This window comes from Flagellimonas hymeniacidonis, from assembly GCF_008040165.1.
Lineage (GTDB): Bacteria > Bacteroidota > Bacteroidia > Flavobacteriales > Flavobacteriaceae > Flagellimonas > Flagellimonas hymeniacidonis.
Map to the genome: position 1 here is coordinate 86,312 of NZ_VRUR01000002.1, position 17,995 is coordinate 104,306.

The 17,995-nt window shown below is 38.5% G+C and carries 13 protein-coding genes; 6 read left to right on the forward strand and 7 right to left on the reverse strand.

Annotation, left to right across the window (positions count from 1 at the left end; translation table 11 throughout):
* Positions 1 to 41 precede the first annotated feature (41 nt).
* Positions 42 to 821: a hypothetical protein gene (locus FVB32_RS09240; protein ID WP_222707960.1), complete on the forward strand. Its 780-nt coding sequence runs from the start codon at positions 42 to 44 to the stop codon at positions 819 to 821.
* On the opposite strand, the gene FVB32_RS09245 is transcribed toward FVB32_RS09240, so the two are convergent.
* Entirely contained in the window at positions 818 to 2,095 is a 1,278-nt protein-coding gene (locus FVB32_RS09245) for a replication-associated recombination protein A (protein WP_147743527.1), read from the reverse strand. The genes FVB32_RS09240 and FVB32_RS09245 overlap by 4 nt on opposite strands.
* A gap of 137 nt (positions 2,096 to 2,232) precedes the next feature.
* On the opposite strand from FVB32_RS09245, the gene FVB32_RS09250 reads away from it, so the two are divergent.
* On the forward strand, positions 2,233 to 2,964 hold the full coding sequence (locus tag FVB32_RS09250; protein WP_147743528.1) for a rhomboid family intramembrane serine protease: 732 nt from the start codon (positions 2,233 to 2,235) through the stop codon (positions 2,962 to 2,964).
* A gap of 4 nt (positions 2,965 to 2,968) precedes the next feature.
* Here FVB32_RS09250 and rlmB read toward each other — a convergent pair whose 3' ends face one another.
* The 6 genes from rlmB to FVB32_RS18010 all read right to left on the reverse strand — a co-directional run bounded on the left by rlmB (position 2,969) and on the right by FVB32_RS18010 (position 13,663).
* Positions 2,969 to 3,700 carry a 23S rRNA (guanosine(2251)-2'-O)-methyltransferase RlmB gene (gene rlmB / locus FVB32_RS09255; RefSeq protein WP_147743529.1) on the reverse strand — a complete coding sequence of 244 codons (732 nt, stop codon included), beginning with the start codon at positions 3,698 to 3,700 and terminating at the stop codon, positions 2,969 to 2,971.
* A gap of 43 nt (positions 3,701 to 3,743) precedes the next feature.
* Positions 3,744 to 7,082, reverse strand: a complete 3,339-nt coding sequence (locus tag FVB32_RS09260; RefSeq protein ID WP_187269542.1) for a VCBS repeat-containing protein — start codon at positions 7,080 to 7,082, stop codon at positions 3,744 to 3,746.
* 227 nt (positions 7,083 to 7,309) lie between these two features.
* Positions 7,310 to 8,617, reverse strand: coding sequence for a hypothetical protein (locus FVB32_RS09265; protein WP_147743531.1), 1,308 nt, complete (start codon positions 8,615 to 8,617; stop codon positions 7,310 to 7,312).
* A gap of 33 nt (positions 8,618 to 8,650) precedes the next feature.
* Complete coding sequence (locus FVB32_RS09270) at positions 8,651 to 10,372, reverse strand: SusD/RagB family nutrient-binding outer membrane lipoprotein (RefSeq protein WP_147743532.1); 1,722 nt, start codon at positions 10,370 to 10,372, stop codon at positions 8,651 to 8,653.
* 26 nt (positions 10,373 to 10,398) lie between these two features.
* On the reverse strand, positions 10,399 to 13,347 hold the full coding sequence (locus tag FVB32_RS09275; protein WP_317132205.1) for a SusC/RagA family TonB-linked outer membrane protein: 2,949 nt from the start codon (positions 13,345 to 13,347) through the stop codon (positions 10,399 to 10,401).
* Complete coding sequence (locus tag FVB32_RS18010) at positions 13,256 to 13,663, reverse strand: carboxypeptidase-like regulatory domain-containing protein (RefSeq protein WP_317132206.1); 408 nt, start codon at positions 13,661 to 13,663, stop codon at positions 13,256 to 13,258. The genes FVB32_RS09275 and FVB32_RS18010 overlap by 92 nt, the downstream gene beginning before the upstream one ends.
* A gap of 359 nt (positions 13,664 to 14,022) precedes the next feature.
* Between FVB32_RS18010 and FVB32_RS09280 the strand changes: the two genes are divergently transcribed.
* From FVB32_RS09280 to fusA, 4 genes are all read left to right on the forward strand, one after another.
* Positions 14,023 to 14,802, forward strand: a complete 780-nt coding sequence (locus FVB32_RS09280; RefSeq protein WP_147743533.1) for a hypothetical protein — start codon at positions 14,023 to 14,025, stop codon at positions 14,800 to 14,802.
* A 190-nt stretch (positions 14,803 to 14,992) separates the two neighbouring features.
* Positions 14,993 to 15,367, forward strand: coding sequence for a 30S ribosomal protein S12 (gene rpsL, locus FVB32_RS09285; protein WP_031445118.1), 375 nt, complete (start codon positions 14,993 to 14,995; stop codon positions 15,365 to 15,367).
* Positions 15,368 to 15,373: 6 nt separating this feature from the next.
* Positions 15,374 to 15,850 carry a 30S ribosomal protein S7 gene (gene rpsG, locus FVB32_RS09290; RefSeq protein WP_055397037.1) on the forward strand — a complete coding sequence of 159 codons (477 nt, stop codon included), beginning with the start codon at positions 15,374 to 15,376 and terminating at the stop codon, positions 15,848 to 15,850.
* An 8-nt stretch (positions 15,851 to 15,858) separates the two neighbouring features.
* Positions 15,859 to 17,985 carry an elongation factor G gene (fusA, locus tag FVB32_RS09295; protein ID WP_147743534.1) on the forward strand — a complete coding sequence of 709 codons (2,127 nt, stop codon included), beginning with the start codon at positions 15,859 to 15,861 and terminating at the stop codon, positions 17,983 to 17,985.
* Positions 17,986 to 17,995 lie beyond the last annotated feature (10 nt).

Sequence of the window (17,995 nt, forward strand, 5' to 3'; positions counted from 1 at the left end):
TGGTATTATCAGTGTGTTTAAGCGGTTCTGTATACAGTCAAATGAATGATTATAAGTATATCATAATCCCAAAGAAGTTTGATGCATATAAAACACCAAACAAGTACCAAACAAGCACTACTATAAAGTATCTTTTTAAACAAAGAGGCTTCAATGCTGTATATGATGATGCCCTGCCTGATGATTTAAGCAATAACAGATGCCTTGGGCTATTGGTAAACCTAGAAGATACTTCAACCCTTTTCAATACCAAAACTACGTTGGTTCTTAGAGATTGTCAGTCTATTGAGATTTTTAGAACCACTGAAGGTAGGAGCAAGATTAAGGAGTTTAGAGCTGCTTATACAGATGCGCTTAAAAAATCTTTTAGCTCTTTTGATGGTATGGAATACAAATACACTCCAAAAGAGAAAGAGGAGAAAAAAGAAGTTGTTGAAGAGCCGATTACCGTGAGTTTTAAAAATGATGTAAAATCGTTGGAAGAAAAACCAAAGGAAAAAATGGAGGTGCAAGTTGCAACACCAGAAAACCAAAGTTTTAAAAGTATGGAACCCGTTTCGTCCAACATTAAAAGAGCAGATGAAGTAGCAGAACCAATATCTTCTGACATTTTATATGCACAGCCTATTGAAAATGGCTACCAACTGGTGGATAGTACCCCTAAGGTTAGATTGAAACTGATTAACACTTCCGTTGAGAATGTCTTTTTGGTAGACTATGAAGGGAAAAATGGCGTGGTTTTAAAGAAAGGAGAAAAGTGGTATCTGGAATATTCGGAAAACGGCAGTAAAAAATTGGAAGAGCTTAATATCAAGTTTTAAAACTGATATTTACCTTTCCACCGGTTCTTTAAAAAATCTTTCATTGCCTTTTCTCTAGGATTTTCACCTGGTCTATAGAATGTGGTTCCAGAGATTTCTTCTGGTAAAAATTCAAAATCAATGAAATTGTTTTCATGGTCGTGCGCATAATCGTACCCCTTGCCATACCCTAAATCTTTCATCAATTTTGTAGGAGCATTTCTAATAGCCAATGGTACGGATAAATCTCCTGTCTCCCTTACTTTTTGTTGTGCTTCCTTAATGGCAACGTAACTTGCATTGCTTTTTGCGGAACTTGCTAAATACGTAGCACATTGACTAAGAATTATGCGTGCCTCGGGGTATCCAATGGTATTTACAGCTTGAAAAGCCGAAGTAGCCAGCACCAGTGCGGTAGGATTGGCATTTCCAATATCCTCAGAAGCCAAAATGACCATTCTACGTGCAATGAATTTCACATCTTCACCACCCTCAATCATCCGTGCAAGCCAATATACAGCAGCATTGGGGTCACTTCCTCTAATAGATTTAATAAAAGCTGAAATAATATCATAGTGCTGTTCCCCAGTCTTGTCATAGAGCACAGTGTTCTTTTGTACCTTACTTATGACTAGGTCGTTTGTAATCGTTATTTTTTCTGATGTTTCAGAATTGATGATAAGCTCAAAAATATTAAGCAACTTTCTTCCGTCCCCACCAGATAACCGTAATAAAGCCTCGGTTTCCTTCAGAGTTATTTTTTTTGACTTAAGGGTGCTGTCCGTTTGCATTGCCCTTTCCAAAAGTGCTTCTAAATCTTCCTTTTCAAACGGATTTAAAATGTACACTTGACATCTGGATAAAAGCGCGGGGATAACCTCAAAGCTTGGATTTTCTGTAGTAGCGCCAATAAGGGTTACCCACCCTTTTTCAACGGCTCCCAATAAAGAATCTTGTTGGGATTTGCTGAACCGATGGATTTCATCAATAAACAAAATTGGATTTTTCGAAGTGAAAAGCCCACCGCTTTTTTTCGCTTTTTCAATAACCTCTCTTACATCCTTTACACCGCTACTTATAGCACTTAGCGTATAGAAAGGTCTTTCACTTTCGTTGGCAATAATATTGGCTAAAGTGGTCTTTCCTGTACCAGGAGGACCCCATAAAATCAAAGAAGGAATTATTCCCTTTTTAATTTGATGCGTTAAAGAGCCATGCTCACCTACCAAATGGTTTTGGCTTATATAGTCCTCTAGGGTTTTGGGACGGATGCGCTCTGCAAGAGGTTCATTCATACAGATAAAAATAAGACAAAATTATAGGATGAAAAGACTATGTTGATGATCTTTCATTTTGTAAGTAAGTTGCATAGAACCTGACAATTTGTGTAAATTCATCTGTATGGACAGGAAATTGTAGATAAAACACTGTTATGTCAGAAAATAGTCATTTCAAATTTTCCAATTGGATTTTACTAGCCCCTTTGTTGGCTATGTTGCTTATTTGGACAGTATTCTGGATTGAGGTTCAATTTGGACTTAATTTGAATGAATATGGTATTTATCCAAGAAGATTTTCTGGTTTAAAAGGGATTCTGTTTAGTCCATTTATTCACGGATCGGTGGAACATTTATACAACAACACCATTCCGTTGGCTGTTTTAACAGGATTCTTGGTCTATTTTTATAGACAAGCCGCTTTACAGACACTTGTTTTGGGTCTTTTTATTTCTGGACTTTTAACCTGGTTGATTGGTAGGCCATCATATCACATAGGTGCAAGTGGTATTATCTATGTCTTAGCCAGTTTTATATTTTTTAAAGGCGTCTTTGCTAAGCACTTTAGGCTAATTGCCCTGTCCCTTGTGGTAGTTTTTGTATATGGGAGTATGATATGGTACATTTTTCCTGTAAAAGACAATATTTCTTGGGAAGGACATCTTTCAGGTTTTATAACGGGGTTTTTACTGGCATTAACTACAAAAATTCGCGTTCCAGCTGAAAAAAAGTACACCTGGGAAAGGGAAGATTATAATGAAGAAGAAGATCCGTTTTTAAAACATTTTGATGCGGATGGAAATTTTATCGAAGCAGAAATGGATGAAACACCCACTCAAGAAGGAATAAAAATTACGTACCACTACAAAAAAGACGAGAACAGATAAATAGTTATTGCATTCGCTGTCGCACCACTTCGTATAAAAATACCCCGCAGGCCACTGATACATTAAGGGAGCCTATTTCTCCCAAAAGAGGAAGTTTTGCTTTAAAATCCACCAGATTAAGCACAGAAGCTGAAATTCCCCTATCCTCTGCACCCATGATAATAGCACAAGGCGTATTAAAATCCAGTGTATAAATAGTGTCCTCAGTTTTTTCAGTTGCGGCTATCACTTTTATGTCTGAAGATTGCAAATAGAATATGGCATCTTTAAGATGATCTACTTTGGCTATAGGCACTTTAAATGCCGCCCCAGCTGATGTTTTTACCGTGTCATCGGTAATTGGTGCCGCCCCACTTTTAGGGATGATAATGCCATCAACACCGCTGCATTCTGCGGTTCTAATTATGGCGCCAAAGTTTCTAACATCTGAAACCTGGTCTAAAAGCAGGAACAATGGATTTTTCTTCTCTTGAAGTATCTTCTCAACCAAATCCTCAAATTTTTGAAATGCTACTGGCGAAATATTGGCAACTGCGCCCTGGTGGTTGTTTTTGGTTAGTCTATTTAATTTTTCAATAGGGACGTAGGAACAGCTAATGCCATTTTTACGAATGACTGTTTCCAATTCTTTGAACAAATCTCCGCCAAGCCCTTTTTGAAGAAATATCTTGTTTATGGGCTGTTGCGCTTCAATGGCCTCAATTACTGCCCGAATTCCATAAATTTGGTTGTTCATAGTGTAGCTTTAAATAAACTCAAGATTAAGGTTGAGCAGTATGTTATAAAGAGATTTTATGAATGGCCAAAGGACCATTGTTCGCTGTATTAATTAAAAAACGCTCCTTTTTGGCGTTTGAAATGATTTCAATGCTTTTGACATTTCCTTCTAAAAATAGACCAGACTCTTGGTGCGAAAGCACCTCATAGCCGTCTTTGCCATTTGATAAAAGAATTAAGCCAGAAATGGCATCTAGTCTAGGGGTTTCTACCTCTGTTTCATAAATATTCCCAGCAGTGATTACATCCTCAACCCCATCGTTATTTACATCAAGAAATACACAATCTAATAGGGGGAAAGACTGGATTTTGGCAGGCAACACCTTTTTTTCAAAACTAAGGCCTCCTTTATTAATCAAAATCACCGATTGAAATTCAGTAACGCTGCTTTCATAGGATGTATTTAATTTTTCTCCATAGATGTCAACCAAACTAGCATTGGCAAATTCTGTATAGGTTTCAAATTTTTCCTTTATAAATGGCATTTGTTGGGAGGAACATTCCCTACCACGTACCGGCACGTAGGTACCATTGTATTTTTTGCTGAGTACAATATCATTTGTGCCATTCTCATCAAAATCGGCAGCGTAAATTTTAAACGGTTTTTCTGCGGAAGCCTTAAATTTTATATTTAATCCAGCATTTCCAATAATGTAATCTTTTAAGCCATCGTTATTGACATCTGTTTCATTTACCGAAAACCACCAACCTTTTTCTTTTAAAGTAGTATTGTCTTCAGTTATGTTTGAAAAAACACCCTGATTGTTTACAAAAACACCAATTCCTGTCCATTCACCCACCACAATAAAATCTTCCCAGCCATCATTATTGATATCTGTGGTTTGTATGTCATTGATAATCCCGAAATCTTGCAATGCGGGTGCGATTTTTTCGGTGGCATCTATAAGCTCACCATCGATATTTTCAAAAAGAGCGGATGATTGGTGATTTGGATACTTCTTTGGTATAACCCTATTTCCTATCAATATGTCGCTGTCCCCATCCTTATCAAAATCGATGATAGAGACAACTTTTCCGTTTTTGGGAAATGAACTTAAAGCGTCGCTTTCCAACCTTGAAAATTGCCCTGAACCGTCATTGATATAAATTCTATCCGTGTGATATGATGAATGCTCTGCAAATTCATTTCCGCCACTTACTACATAAAGGTCTAAATCTTGATCCCCATCAAAATCAAAGAAGAGGGACTCCATATCCTCATAATTAGCGTCATTGGCTAGGGAAGGGGTATTTAGATTTTTAAAACCAGTTTTTGTCTGTAAATAAATCTGTCCAGGTTGCCCGGATGCACCACCCACATGAATATCCATTAAACCGTCTCCATTAATGTCTCCCTTGGTTATGAAAGGACCTAAATTGGACTGCTTATATGGAAGCAGGATCTCCTCTTCAAAATCGTCATATGCGTTCTCTTTGTGCACAAAGTCCAGACCAATAGTTTTGGTATTGATTTTTTCAAACAATTTTCCAGGTTGTTTTCTTGTATTTTCATAGGAAACAGCATCACTTTCCAAAAAAGAAATAACTGTGTTGCTAGGCACATTAAACTTCTGCTCCATTTTCCCAGATTTCCAATATACGGTAACGGTGTCTATGGTTTTGTGGTCGCCAATTCCGAAAAGTGCATTGTTTTCTTGTGATGACCGATACCCTCGAACTCTTTTTATTTCGATTGTTTGAGAGTTGTTGGCATATGCTATTTGCACTTTGGCAAATTCTTCAGATGAATCACCATTAGCGTTAACTTTTAAATAGTTGCCACGTTTTTCTTCAACGGATTGGTTTTGATAAAGAAAGGCAGTTTCATCCATATTGTTAATCACCAAATCCAGGTCGCCGTCATTGTCTAAATCCCCAGAGGCTGCTCCATTGCTAAAAGAGAAATCACCCAAGCCCCAATCGGAAGAAATGTTACTGTAACTCAAATCAGATGTTCTTTTGTACATGATGTTCGGCAACTTTTCCGAAGGCATAGATTCATATAAACGGCGCTTTACATCTAAAGGAACTCTGGAACCATATTTTTGACGAGCTTCAAATACTTGCCTTTGTAAGTCGTTATCCAACGCATAACGTCTGTACCCATTTGTAATGTGAATTTCCTTATAGCCATCCAAATCAAAATCGTTCATTAAAACAGACCAACTCCAATCGGTGTTGGCAACCCCAGAGAGCTGGGAAATATTATTGAATTTTGCTCCTCCAATGTTCTTTTGCAGGGAGTTATACATATACTGGTATTGAAAATCGGCTTTGTTCACTAAATAATCAAACCTTCCTGTGCTCATGGAAGCCATTAAAGTTTTAGATCTTACGTGATCATTGGCAGCCATATCCAATACAAAGATGTCTTGCAAATTATCATTATCCAGATCGGCAATATCTATACCCATCCCATAAAAGGAAATTTGATTGGTGGACTCCTTTATTTTGTCTGAGAACGTACCATTTTTATTGTTGATGTAAAGCACATCTGGAAGATAATAGTCGCTAGCCATGTAAATATCCATCCACCCATCTTCATTGATATCTGAAATGGATAATCCCAGTCCAAAAATTGGTTTTTCCAAGCCAGCATTTTTTGTGATATCTACAAACTTTCCATGATCATTGCGATAGAGATGGGAAGAATTAAAATAGACGTTATCCTGATTGATTTTGACGTATTTGTTGAGACTAATGGGGTCAAGTCCGTAAAGTTCGTTTTCATTCATGACCAGGCAATCTAAATCACCATCTTTGTCGAAATCGAAAAATGCGGATTGTGTACTGATTCCCATATCTGCAAGTCCATATTCTTCTGCTTTTTCCTCAAAAGCTCCATTCTTTTGATTAATAAAAAGTAAGTTCTTACGGTTCTCTCGAGTATTTGGACCTCCTTGGGACACATAAATATCCATCCATCCATCATTATTGATGTCAACAAAGGTGATGCCGTTGGACCATTTTTTACCATCATTTATATTAGCACCCTGCGTAGCATCTGTAAATTTCAGATTTCCTTCATTGAGGTATAATTTGTTGGGCACTTGATTACCACAGAAGAAAATATCTAGAAGGCCATCATTGTTTAGATCTTCGAGGCCAACACCTGCCCCGTTGTAGAAATAATCATAATCAAAAAGGTTTTCCATGCTACCCACATCATGGGTAATGGTATTTGAGAAGTTAACGCCACTTATATCAGAGGACACCTTTTTAAATAATGGATGTTCTTTTAGGGTTTTGCTAGTAGTGTTTGAAAGTGTGTTGTTCTTTTCAACCTTACCGCAACTAATCACCAGGAGTACTAGAAATACTATGGAAAACGACTTGACCATCGGCAAATATAATTTTTTGAATGAAATATAATACATTAATTCCTATGAGAATAGTAATAGGAAGATTGCATTTTGTTAAATGATGTGCAAACTGAGAGCACTATAATTTAAGTCGGTCGTGAACTGGAAAACTAATCGTATTCATGTTGAAAAATAGCGTTAAAATGTATAACAAAAAAAATGGGCATCTTTAAAGATGCCCATTTTTGGATACTTAAAAAATAGTATTATTCACAAACAGCTATACCAACTGTTCCAACTACTGGTCCTAAAGGACCACCAGCATCAGCTGCAGCTTGGTTTCCATTTGGATCAGCTATGTTGTAAGAATGCTCTTCTTCAAAGTTACCTGGTGTATAGGTAACTTCCAATGAGGTAGCACCTTCAGGCACAGTGAATTTAGCATTTCCTGAGGACCCGTTAAGGATTGTATAAGATGTGGCACTACCACCATCAATAGATACATCAATAGAGGCTCCATCCCATCCATCACCAAAGCTATCAAAGAAGTTGATAGTGTATTCTCCTGGGAATGGTGCAGTAGCGTTCAATAGTGTACATTCCAATACATTGATCTGAGCATAGTACTCTGTACCGGGCTCATCTGTAGTAATCAGTCTACCGTCTGCTGTTTCAATTTCAAAACGAAGGTTAAATTCATCGTTAAGTCCTAAATCAGCAAAAGTCAATGTAGCTCCATAAAGCTGAGCAAGCGTACGTGTGAAATCCACAGTCCTTACACCATCTTCAGAGGTAAGGCTAGAAATATCATAAGTAGCTTCCACAGTTTCCGCTTCAGAAAGGTCTGGATCACCTTCTAAAATAGTCCTGTCCACAAACTCTCTGTAGATAGTCAAAGTATTAAGCAAAGCTCCATCCGCTCCATCATCTATTCTTATTTGAACAGAGTAATCATCATTAGTAGCGGTAGGCGCGATATTGATACCGGTCTTATCCGCAACGTTGATACCATCGTTCAAGAATGGTAATAGAAAGCTTACACCATCACTAACAGTCTCTGTGTAACGGTAAGGAGAACTAAAGAAAGATCCACCACTAACGTTACCGGTAGTATCTTCATTTTTAAATGATCTACCATCGGTAAGGAAAAGTTCCATATCCACAACAAACTGATCACCAGGCAATACTTGGGTAATGTCTAATCCCAGAGCGGTAAGAAACTCTGCCAACGTAAGGCTATATTCAAAACTTGGAAGCCCATCAGTTTCACCAAACTCTGTAATAGTAGTTAGTGCTCCAGAAGTAGAATCATCATCACCATTGTTGTCTACAAAACTTCCTGTAATCTCAACACGATCTAAAAGGTCTCCACCTTCAGCGTCTTGTTCTTGAATACTAAAGGATATAGGGGCAGTGGTATCAAACATATCCAATGAACCAGTTTGAGACAAGGTTCTTAAGATAGCTCCACTCGTTACGTCTTCCTGCACCCCTATGGTGATCTTGTCGTCCTCCTCACATGAGGCAACCAAGATAGCCAAGGCAAACAGGGCGTACATCTTAAAATTTTTCATGAAATTAAATTTTATATTCATTGCTCTTTTTTTTTAGTTTGCTGCAGGGGCAGTTGCGTTCGTATCCCAGAATACTGGTTGCGTCTGATCCGTTTTTTGCGTGATATTGGAGTTGTTGTTCACCGCGTTAGCTGGATAGTACATAGATCGGATAAACACTCCTGGATCTGGCTCCAAGTTAGGCTGTAAGGTAGTAGGGAAACCTGTTCTTCTGTAGAAGTTATAAGGTTCAACACCGTTACCAAAGTGCGCTATAAAAGTTTGCTCTCCAAGAATATCCCACTTACCACTAGTGTCGGCATCATCAAAATCGATACCAAGTTGCGTGCTATAAGCAGTAATATCACCAGCAGAAGGCTCAAAAGATGTATCTGCACCAGCTGTTCTTCCTGAAAGGAAAGCTTGAACTTTAGCAACAGACTTATCCAAACCAGCTAACATAAACGTACGAGCACCTGGCTCATCACCAGCTACCATTGCCATTTCAGCTCTCATAAAGTCAACACCAAAGGCTGTCAATAGGTTTGTGATACCAGTTCCACCACCACCTGAAGATGGACCAATAGCCTGGAAACTGTCATCATCAAATCTACCACCTACTGGGTAAGTACCATAGGTTGTTCTTAAAAGACCATCTGGTGGAATACCATCAGCCTCACCGTGAGCTCTACCCCAGAATCCGTTTGGTAGGTAACAGAAGTCACCACCAAAACCTGCATCTAGATAGTGCTGAGGAGGAGTTTCCAAAGAACAGTTCAATAATTCTTCATTAGGAGCGATACCAGCACCTGGAACCGCATCTGTCTGTCTGTAGAAATAGTAACGAATTCTTGGGTCACTTGAAGTGTCCATCAATTGCATTAACCAGTTTGACATATATTCTCCAGCACCAGCAGCTTGATAGTTGATACCATATCTTGGATGTCTTGTATCTGGCTGCGTAGCACTAGTTGCTGGCCAAGCCCAAAGGAAGTCATCCGCGGTACTTTGAATATAGTTGCCGCTGTTTATGATTGCATTAAAGCTAGCAGCAGCACCTGAATCTACCAATCTACGTTGAACATAGATTTTCAACTTCAGCGTATTTGCAGCTCTTTCCCATTTGTCGTAATCATTTCCATAAAAGAAATCTACGGCAGGATCTGCAGATGGAGTGCTATTAAAATTCGCAATAGCATCATCTAAAAGAAGCAACATGGCATCGTAGATGCTAGCTCCAGAATCCACTGCTGGATTGAAGTTTGCTTCTGCTCCCTGAACTATTTCAGAATAAGGAACATCACCAAAGAAATCAACCATGCTGACCATAAGGTATGCTTCAATAAACTGTGCAATACCAATATGTCTGGTTTGTTCCGCTTCAATTGCTAAAGGAGTCATCGCACGAATATCTGCAAGAACACCTCTATAGGCATTAATCCACTCATCGTTCATGTCACTGTCTTGGTAAACACTGGTATAGTTTCTACCATTCATGTTTACAACACGTGTCATTTCCATCCCTAACTCATTGAAACCATCACCTGTGGTGTTACCACCAGATGCCCAGTTATCGTTAAGGTCAAAATCTGCATCCCCTTCAAACTGTCTTACAAAGTCTTCCTGAATAGAATTTAAGAAGAAATCGACACCCGCTTGGTCTGGGGTCAGCGCATTTGGATCCGCTGTAATGTCGAGCTCTGTGGTCTCGCAGGAAGTGAATGCAAGCAATCCTCCCAAGACCGTCAAAGTCATATATCTGTTTATGTTTTTCATTATTTTCATTATTATTTTTCTTTTTCTTAGAATGATGCTTTTACACTAAGTCCGTATCTTCTTGAACTTGGTCCATTAAGGAAATCAAATCCAAAACCGTTACCTACACCAGTACCTGATGTATTTGGATCAAAGTTTGCTCCTTTAGGAGTATTGATAGCTCTGTACCATAGGTTGTTACCAGATACCGTGAACGAAAGAGATCCAAATGGTGTTTTGTCCAAAAATTTAGATGGAAGGCTGTAGCTTAAAGAAGCTTCTTGTAACCTAACTGTTGTAGCGTCATACACTTGCAATTCGCTAGGACCAAATAAAAGGTTACTAAAGAAATAAGTAGAGTTGTTGATCTGTCTGTTGTTGACATTGCCATTGGCATCAACACCAGGAAGGATAAACGTGTTTTCTCTATCTATAGTTTCAGTGATCAATCCTCTACCTAACAATGTTGAAATTGTAGAAGAATAAATATCACCACCTTGGGTATAGTTCCACTGGAACGCTAGGGTGAAGTTCTTATAAGAAAGACTGTTTCTTACGTTTGCTACCCAGTCTGGGTTTGGATCACCAATGATACCATCGTTTGGTGCTTGAACGTAGTTACCATCTGCACCTACAACAAAATCACCGTTAGCATCAGTTAAAATCTTACTACCGAAGAATACCCCTAATGGCTCTCCTTCAATAGCAGCGTTACCTAAGTTAGAAAAACCAGAGTAAACCACCTGATCTGTATCCAATCCTAAATCCACTACGGTAGTTTCATAGGCAGTGAAATTCAAGTTGGTCGACCAATCAAAACCACCTTCTTCTTTGGCTCTGATCCAGTTAACACCTAAATCAATTTCCACACCTTCTGATTCAATCTCACCAATATTGGTTGCAGTTACTGTAAATCCAGTTGCTGGATCAAGAGGTCTGTCCAATATCAAATCATTGGTTTTTCTTTGGTAAATAGAAGCATCTAATGTGATTCTGCTATCCCACCATCTAGATTCGATACCAATTTCAATCTCTTCCAGTGTTTCTGGTTGTAGATCTGGATTACCAAGGCGAATACCTGTAGTATTGGTTACAATGTTTCTTCCAGATGAATCTTGAGCATCTTGAGTATCCAATGTTAATGTACTTGCAATTGGATAATTGGAAGTACCATCAAAGTTTGCAGAAACTCCTATACCACCACGAATCTTCAAGTAGTTTAATACGTTTTCGGATTTAAGCCCATCAATGGCTGCAGTCGGAATAAAAGACAAACTAGCAGAAGGGTAGAACTGAGAACGGTTCTCTGTTGAGAAGTTGGATACCCAGTCATTTCTACCAGCAAGTGTTACGTATAAGAAGTTGTCGTAATCGAAATCTGCTTGAGCATAAACCCCTGCAATGTTTCTTTCATTAAATGTTTGAATCTCATTTTGGTTCAAGAAGTTGAAGTGTCTCAACACTCCAAATACTTGCTGACCATCACTGGCAACACCATTTTGATCGAATATCTCACGTCTTGTGGTTGCACCAACGTTGAACGTTGAACCAATTTTTTCAGTGATATCAAAATCACCGTTCAATACCAAGTTATGGTCCCAAATAGTATTGGTGTTGTTCCATGTTTCATAAACACCACTAGCAAGTCTTACATCTCCAGAGTTACTGTTGATTCCTCCTTTATTTTGGAAGTTGGTGTTGTTCTCACTATAGACATCGATACCAGCACGGTAAACAAGATTAAGATTATCATTGATCTCATATTGAACAGTAGCCTGACCAAAGACCCTGTTGGTCTCTTGGTTTGTTTCCGCATTGTTCACTGTCCAAAGTGGATGCTGTATAGAGTTGTTCTGTCTGTAGTAAACACTACCTCCAGTAATAGGATCCTGGAAAGGAAGTCCCACAACATCGATACTCCTTGGAGTAAACCAAAGATCACCAAATATAGAAGAACCTGTACCCGTAGCACCATTACCTTGACTTAAGGCAACTGGAGGCGATACAAACTTGGTTCTTGCAAAGTTCAACGTACCATTTACAGTAAACTTGTTAGATAATATTGCTCTACCACCTACGGATAGTGTATTACGAGTAACACCGTTGTTAGGAGTAAAACCATTATCCTTTAAGTAACCGTAGTTCATGTTATATCCAATCTTTCCATCATCAGATGTTCCTCTTACGTTTACAGAGGTATTGGCAACAGTACCTGTTTTAAAGAAATTCTTTACACTGTCATATGGTCTCCACTCGTACAATGCTCCCTGAAATTCTGGGAAAGCTGCTTGAATGGCAGCAGTTGATGTAGAATATGGGTGCTGTAAGAATCCTGGAGTACCAGAAGCCGTACCGTTGATGGCGTTTTGTTGCCCCCAACCTGAAGGACCACCTTCTTCGAAAGCAGGACCCCAGTTACTGAAGAACCATCCGAAGGACTGGTCAAAACCATTACCATAAACATCTTGATATTCTGGCAACGAAGCAATTTCGTTGAAGAACATTGAAGAGTTAACAGTGATTTCTGTCTTTTTTGGACCTTGCTGGGTTGAACCACCTTTGGTAGTAATAAGGATTACCCCGTTACGACCTTGAGATCCATATAGTGTTGCAGCTGCAAGTCCTTTAAGAACGTTTACGCTTTCAATACTGTTAGGATCCAAATCCAAGAATCTACTGGAACCGTTGTTACCGTTAATGAAATCTTGACGAGATCCATTTCTACCCGAAGGGTTGGTATCAGTACTAAAAGGAACACCATCAACAATAAATAACGCCTGGTTACTACCACTAAATGTTGTTTGACCTCTAATAATGATATTGGTACCAGAACCAGAAAGACCACTCTGCTGTGTAATCTGAACCCCAGAAGCTTTTCCTTGAAGAACACGCGCAACATCACCTTCAGGACGTTGTTCTAAATCTTCGGAACCAACTTCGGTTACAGCGTAACCCAATGCTTGTTTCTCCCTTTTGATACCAAGAGCTGTTACCACAAACTTCTTCTAGGGCCTGTGCATCTTCTTCCATTTGAACGTTAATAACGCTCTCCGCACCAATAGTCCTTCTTGCAGGCTTTTGCCCGATGTAAGTAAAAAGTAGTGCTTGACCTTGACTTGCGCTGATAGCGTAATTTCCGTCAAAATCTGTTTGAGTACCGTTAGTGGTACCTTCAACGACAATATTAACCCCAGGCAACGGAAGACCATCGGAATCCGTAACTGTACCTGAAATCGTCTTGTCTTGCGCAAACGAAATTTGCACAACAAACGCCAATAACAGCGTTAACAATCCATTAAGTTTTGTTCTCATTTTAAAATTATTTGAATTAGCTAGGCGCTAAAATCATAATTTCATGTTAATAATCCAAACTAATTTTACTAAAATTTTAAGACAAGGTTTGTAAATGCACTATCCGCAAAATGAATATCCATAATTATTAACCTCTTAATTGATGAGATGTAAAATTGTTAAGAATGCAAATATTGCAGCAACAAATGTTAGAAATAATACACGAATGAGTTTGTTTATGGGGTTTAATGCCTTGGAATCTACGTTGGATAAATTTTGAAGACCAACAGTGTAACCTCGATTTTTGAAAAGATTTATATGTGGGTATAGAATGCCAAATTTTATTTGTAATTTATACCTTAATATATTATAAAGTGATTATGAAGACTTTTTTAGTGGGAATTACTTCCTTTTTTTGGTGCATTGGCCTAATTGCCCAGCAAAGTGCAAATGTGCAACCAGGTGTTGTTAGTTCATATCAAAAAGGGTTACAGGGAATCGGGCCCGACTTTGGAAATAATCCGGCTTCAGAGAATTTTTATAATCAAATGCGGGATAAGCTGGCCAATATGGGGATAGAGCAACGTATTGCATTGGACGATATTGAAGGCTCAATATATTTAAATGAAGACTTTGTTCTTGGTAAAGTTTTTTTCAACACCGATGAGGAGGCCAAGATGTATTTGCGTTATAATGCATTTAACGATGAATTTGAAATTAAAAAAACACAGCTCGAGGAAGAGGTGACCCGAGCGTTATTAAAGAGTGAAGAAATATCTTGTTCTCTAGGGAACAATACCTATAATTACTTTTCATTGGTGAATGAAAAAGGTGAAAAATCTATGGGGTATCTAAAAACGATTTACACCACCACCAACTACAAATTATTAGAGCAAAGAAATAAGTTGTTCAAAGAAGGTAAGCAAGCTAAAACCTCACATGCGGTTTCTTTTCCACATAGATTTGTAGATGAAACCAATTATTACATTTCTGTTGATGGTAGTGCTCCAGTTTATGTCAGTTCCAAGAAAAAGGAATTGATCTTTTTATTTAAGGCAGAACATCAAGAGGAGGTTAAGGGGTTTTTAAAGAAGAAAAATATTGATTTAAAAAGTAAAGATGGCCTTATTAACCTAGTCGCCTTTAGTGGAACATTGTAACAAAGGGCAGTGGCTTTTTAATTTTTCAATAGCTTAAAATGAGGGTGAATTGACCCTTAGTATTCAACTCTATTTTAGTTTTTTAAGATTGATTGGAAATTTAATCTATCAAGATTTGAATTATTCCGAAATATCACTACATTTGCAGCCCTCAAAAAGAGGGTTGTTTACATTTTTAATAGAAATTTTAATGCCAACAATTTCACAATTAGTACGAAAAGGAAGAGTCACAATTACCAAGAAGAGTAAATCGGCTGCTTTGGATTCGTGTCCTCAAAGACGAGGGGTATGTACGCGTGTTTATACGACTACACCAAAAAAACCAAACTCTGCAATGCGTAAAGTTGCAAGGGTGAGGTTAACAAATGGTAAAGAAGTTAACGCATATATCCCTGGTGAAGGTCACAACCTCCAAGAGCACTCGATAGTATTGGTTAGAGGTGGTAGAGTAAAGGATTTGCCAGGAGTTAGATATCATATCGTCCGTGGCGCATTGGATACTGCAGGTGTTGCAGGAAGAACACAACGTAGATCTAAATACGGTGCAAAACGTCCTAAAAAATAAGAAGAGATGAGAAAAAGACAGGCGAAGAAAAGACCATTGTTGCCAGATCCAAGATTTAACGATCAGCTGGTAACGCGTTTCGTGAACATGATGATGTGGGATGGTAAGAAATCAGTTGCTTTCAAAGTTTTTTATGATGCAATTGATATCGTTGAAGAGAAAAATACTGACGAAGAAAAAACTGCTTTGGAGTTATGGAAAGATGCACTTTCCAATGTAATGCCACATGTTGAAGTAAGAAGTAGAAGAGTAGGTGGTGCTACATTTCAAATTCCAATGCAAATCCGTCCAGATAGAAAGATTTCTACTGCAATGAAATGGTTGATTAGTTACTCTAGAAAGCGTAATGAAAAATCTATGGCGCAAAAATTAGCTGCGGAAGTTTTGGCTGCTGCAAAAGAAGAAGGCGCGGCGGTTAAGAAAAGAGTAGATACTCATAAGATGGCGGAAGCCAATAAAGCATTCTCTCACTTTAGATTCTAGTTGGTAAAATGTCAAGAGATTTAAAATTTACAAGGAATATAGGTATTGCAGCGCATATTGATGCTGGAAAAACCACTACTACAGAGCGTATTCTTTTTTATACCGGTGTAAGTCACAAAATAGGTGAAGTACATGATGGCGCTGCCACTATGGACTGGATGGAGCAGGAGCAGGAGCGTGGTATTACCATTACCTCTGCTGCAACTACTTGTACATGGGAATTTCCTATAGAAAATGGAAAGCCTACAGAAGATACAAAAGGATACCACTTTAATATAATTGATACTCCCGGACACGTTGATTTTACCGTAGAGGTGAATCGTTCATTACGTGTTTTGGATGGTTTAGTTTTCTTATTTAGTGCTGTTGATGGTGTTGAACCTCAATCGGAAACAAACTGGAGGCTAGCTGATAACTATAAAGTTCCACGTATTGGCTTCGTAAATAAAATGGACCGTCAAGGATCTAACTTCTTAATGGTTTGTAATCAGGTGAAAACAATGCTTGGTTCTAATGCAGTTCCAATTGTATTACCGATAGGAGACGAGGCCGATTTTAGAGGAATTGTTGACTTGGCAAAGAATAGAGCAATTGTATGGCACGATGAGAACTTTGGTTCCACATTTGATGTTATCGATATCCCTGAGGAGATGCAAGCGGAAGTTAAGGAGTATAGAGCTGCCTTAATTGAAGCTGTTGCAGAATATGATGAGGAGTTGATGGAGAAATTCTTCGAAGATGAAGATTCTATCACCGAAGAAGAAGTGCATGCTGCACTTAGGGCTGCTGTTATGGATAGGGCTATCATTCCTATGGTATGTGGTTCTTCATTCAAAAACAAAGGAGTTCAATTCTTATTAGATGCTGTTTGTCGTTACTTGCCATCTCCCGTAGATAAGGATGATATTGTAGGTACCGATCCAAATACTGGTAATGAGATTACTAGAAAACCAGATCCAAAAGAGCCATTTTCAGCTTTGGCGTTTAAAATTGCTACGGATCCTTTTGTGGGTCGTTTGGCATTCTTTAGAGCATATTCTGGCCGTTTGGATGCAGGTTCATATATATTGAATAACCGTTCAGGTAAAAAAGAACGTATTTCCCGTATTTACCAAATGCATTCCAATAAGCAAAATGCTATTGATTACATTGAAGCTGGTGATATTGGTGCTGCTGTAGGATTTAAGGATATCAAGACTGGTGATACCATGTCTGCGGAAAAACACCCAATTGTGTTAGAGAGTATGGATTTCCCTGATCCTGTAATCGGTATTGCAGTTGAGCCTAAAACTAAGGCTGATGTGGATAAATTAGGGATGTCTTTGGCAAAATTGGCTGAAGAAGATCCTACATTCCAAGTAAAAACAGATGAAGCATCGGGTCAGACTATTATTTCTGGTATGGGTGAGCTTCACTTAGATATTATCGTTGACCGTTTACGTCGCGAATTTAAGGTTGAGGTTAACCAAGGTCAACCTCAAGTGGAATACAAGGAAGCGATTACGCAATCTGCTGATCATAGAGAAGTCTACAAGAAGCAGTCCGGTGGTCGTGGTAAATTCGCGGATATTGTCTTTACTATGGAGCCAGCTGGTGATGAAGTAGTAGGATTGGAGTTTGTAAACACAATTAAAGGAGGTAATATTCCTAAAGAATATATTCCATCAGTAGAAAAAGGATTTAAGGAAGCCATGAAGAATGGTCCTTTAGCTGGATTCGAAATGGATAGTATGAAGGTTACTTTAAAGGACGGTTCTTTCCACCCTGTGGATTCAGATTCATTATCCTTTGAATTGGCTGCAAAAATGGGATACAAGGCTGCTGCTAAGTCTGCAAGATCAGTGTTGATGGAACCTATCATGAAAATTGAGGTGTTAACACCTGAAGAAAACATGGGTGATATTGTTGGTGACTTGAATAGACGTAGAGGAACTATTAGCGATATGAGTGATAGGGCTGGTTCTAAAGTGGTTAAAGGTGAGGTGCCTTTATCAGAAATGTTTGGTTATGTTACATCATTGAGAACATTGTCTTCTGGTAGAGCAACATCAACTATGGAATTTTCGCACTATGCAGAAACTCCAACCAATATTGCAGAAGAAGTTATTAAATCAGTAAAAGGAGTAACCGCTTAATTTTTCAGCA

Bases quoted from the DNA above. Each gene is read 5' to 3' on its own strand.
- FVB32_RS09240 (WP_222707960.1), top strand. From the start codon at position 42: ATGAATGATTATAAGTATATCATAATCCCAAAGAAGTTTGATGCATAT.
- FVB32_RS09245 (WP_147743527.1), bottom strand. From the start codon at position 2,095: ATGAATGAACCTCTTGCAGAGCGCATCCGTCCCAAAACCCTAGAGGAC.
- FVB32_RS09250 (WP_147743528.1), top strand. From the start codon at position 2,233: ATGTCAGAAAATAGTCATTTCAAATTTTCCAATTGGATTTTACTAGCC.
- rlmB (WP_147743529.1), bottom strand. From the start codon at position 3,700: ATGAACAACCAAATTTATGGAATTCGGGCAGTAATTGAGGCCATTGAA.
- FVB32_RS09260 (WP_187269542.1), bottom strand. From the start codon at position 7,082: ATGGTCAAGTCGTTTTCCATAGTATTTCTAGTACTCCTGGTGATTAGT.
- FVB32_RS09265 (WP_147743531.1), bottom strand. From the start codon at position 8,617: ATGAAAAATTTTAAGATGTACGCCCTGTTTGCCTTGGCTATCTTGGTT.
- FVB32_RS09270 (WP_147743532.1), bottom strand. From the start codon at position 10,372: ATGAAAAACATAAACAGATATATGACTTTGACGGTCTTGGGAGGATTG.
- FVB32_RS18010 (WP_317132206.1), bottom strand. From the start codon at position 13,663: ATGAGAACAAAACTTAATGGATTGTTAACGCTGTTATTGGCGTTTGTT.
- FVB32_RS09280 (WP_147743533.1), top strand. From the start codon at position 14,023: ATGAAGACTTTTTTAGTGGGAATTACTTCCTTTTTTTGGTGCATTGGC.
- rpsL (WP_031445118.1), top strand. From the start codon at position 14,993: ATGCCAACAATTTCACAATTAGTACGAAAAGGAAGAGTCACAATTACC.
- rpsG (WP_055397037.1), top strand. From the start codon at position 15,374: ATGAGAAAAAGACAGGCGAAGAAAAGACCATTGTTGCCAGATCCAAGA.
- fusA (WP_147743534.1), top strand. From the start codon at position 15,859: ATGTCAAGAGATTTAAAATTTACAAGGAATATAGGTATTGCAGCGCAT.